At 54.3% G+C, this 2,978-nt stretch carries 1 rRNA gene; it reads right to left on the reverse strand.

The window, feature by feature from the left end:
• Nucleotides 1-23 precede the first annotated feature (23 nt).
• Nucleotides 24-2,931, reverse strand: a 23S ribosomal RNA gene (locus Xmir_RS34760).
• Nucleotides 2,932-2,978 lie beyond the last annotated feature (47 nt).

The following is a 2,978-nucleotide window of genomic DNA, read 5'->3' on the forward strand; positions in this document are numbered from 1 at the left end:
ACCCAAAACACCTTCGGTGTTGTCAGGTTAAGCCGCACGGTTCATTAGTACTGGTTAGCTCAACGTCTCGCAACGCTTACACACCCAGCCTATCCACGTCCTCGTCTCGGACGTTCCTTCAGTGTCCTCAAGGGACAAGGGAAGACTCATCTCAAGGCAAGTTTCCCGCTTAGATGCTTTCAGCGGTTATCTCTGCCGCACTTAGCTACCGGGCAATGCCATTGGCATGACAACCCGAACACCAGTGGTGCGTCCACTCCGGTCCTCTCGTACTAGGAGCAGCCCCTTTCAATCTTCCAGCGCCCACGGCAGATAGGGACCGAACTGTCTCACGACGTTCTAAACCCAGCTCGCGTACCACTTTAAATGGCGAACAGCCATACCCTTGGGACCTACTTCAGCCCCAGGATGTGATGAGCCGACATCGAGGTGCCAAACACCGCCGTCGATATGAACTCTTGGGCGGTATCAGCCTGTTATCCCCGGAGTACCTTTTATCCGTTGAGCGATGGCCCTTCCATGCAGAACCACCGGATCACTAAGACCTACTTTCGTACCTGCTCGAGCCGTCACTCTCGCAGTCAAGCCAGCTTATGCCTTTGCACTAACCTCACGATGTCCGACCGTGATTAGCTAACCTTCGTGCTCCTCCGTTACGCTTTGGGAGGAGACCGCCCCAGTCAAACTACCCACCAGACACTGTCCGCAGCCCGGGTCACGGGCCTACGTTAGAACATCAAACATTCAAGGGTGGTATTTCAAGGATGGCTCCATGCAGACTGGCGTCCACACTTCAAAGCCTCCCACCTATCCTACACATCAAGGCTCAAGGTTCAGTGTCAAGCTATAGTAAAGGTTCACGGGGTCTTTCCGTCTTGCCGCGGGTACACTGCATCTTCACAGCGAGTTCAATTTCACTGAGTCTCGGGTGGAGACAGCCTGGCCATCATTACGCCATTCGTGCAGGTCGGAACTTACCCGACAAGGAATTTCGCTACCTTAGGACCGTTATAGTTACGGCCGCCGTTTACTGGGGCTTCGATCAAGAGCTTCGCCTTGCGGCTGACCCCATCAATTAACCTTCCAGCACCGGGCAGGCGTCACACCGTATACGTCCACTTTCGTGTTTGCACAGTGCTGTGTTTTTATTAAACAGTTGCAGCCAGCTGGTATCTGCGACTGGCTTCAGCTCCGAGCGCATGTCTCTTCACCTAATGCCAGCGTGCCTTCTCCCGAAGTTACGGCACCATTTTGCCTAGTTCCTTCACCCGAGTTCTCTCAAGCGCCTGAGTATTCTCTACCTGACCACCTGTGTCGGTTTGGGGTACGATTCAGTGTTACCTGGTGCTTAGAGGCTTTTCCTGGAAGCAGGGCATCAACCACTTCAGCACCGTAGTGCCTCGTCATTACGCCTCAGTGTTGCAGTACTCCGGATTTGCCAGGAGCACACACCTACACGCTTAAACCGGGACGACCGTCGCCCGGCTGGCCTAGCCTTCTCCGTCCCCCCTTCGCAGTAACACCGAGTACAGGAATATTAACCTGTTTCCCATCGACTACGCCTGTCGGCCTCGCCTTAGGGGTCGACTCACCCTGCCCCGATTAACGTTGGACAGGAACCCTTGGTCTTCCGGCGAGCGGGTTTTTCACCCGCTTTATCGTTACTTATGTCAGCATTCGCACTTCTGATACCTCCAGCATGCCTCACGGCACACCTTCGCAGGCTTACAGAACGCTCCCCTACCCAACAACACATTCGTGCCGCTGCCGCAGCTTCGGTGCATGGTTTAGCCCCGTTACATCTTCCGCGCAGGCCGACTCGACCAGTGAGCTATTACGCTTTCTTTAAATGATGGCTGCTTCTAAGCCAACATCCTGGCTGTCTGAGCCTTCCCACTTCGTTTCCCACTTAACCATGACTTGGGGACCTTAGCTGGCGGTCTGGGTTGTTTCCCTCTTCACGACGGACGTTAGCACCCGCCGTGTGTCTCCCGTGATAACATTCTCCGGTATTCGCAGTTTGCATCGGGTTGGTAAGTCGGGATGACCCCCTAGCCGAAACAGTGCTCTACCCCCGAAGATGAGTTCACGAGGCGCTACCTAAATAGCTTTCGGGGAGAACCAGCTATCTCCCGGTTTGATTGGCCTTTCACCCCCAGCCACAAGTCATCCGCTAATTTTTCAACATTAGTCGGTTCGGTCCTCCAGTTAGTGTTACCCAACCTTCAACCTGCCCATGGCTAGATCACCGGGTTTCGGGTCTATACCCTGCAACTTAACGCCCAGTTAAGACTCGGTTTCCCTGCGGCTCCCCTAAACGGTTAACCTTGCTACAGAATATAAGTCGCTGACCCATTATACAAAAGGTACGCAGTCACACCCGCAAAGGGTGCTCCCACTGCTTGTACGTACACGGTTTCAGGTTCTCTTTCACTCCCCTCGCCGGGGTTCTTTTCGCCTTTCCCTCACGGTACTGGTTCACTATCGGTCAGTCAGGAGTATTTAGCCTTGGAGGATGGTCCCCCCCTATTCAGACAGGATACCACGTGTCCCGCCCTACTCTTCGAGCTCACAATACCAGCGTCTTCGGATACGGGGCTATCACCCTTTACTGCCGGCCTTTCCAGACCGTTCTCCTGGCGCTGATGCTGATGCTGGCTCTGGGCTGTTCCCCGTTCGCTCGCCGCTACTGGGGGAATCTCGGTTGATTTCTTTTCCTCGGGGTACTGAGATGTTTCAGTTCCCCCGGTTCGCCTCATTCACCTATGGATTCAGTGAATGATAGTGCAACGGATTGCACTGGGTTTCCCCATTCGGGTATCGCCGGGTATTGCGGTTCCTATCACCTGACCGGCGCTTTTCGCAGATTAGCACGCCCTTCATCGCCTCTGACTGCCTAGGCATCCACCGTGTACGCTTATTCGCTTAACCTCACAACCCGAAGGTGTCTTCAGATTGCAGGGTTGAGAGACTCATCA

Source organism: Xenorhabdus miraniensis (assembly GCF_002632615.1).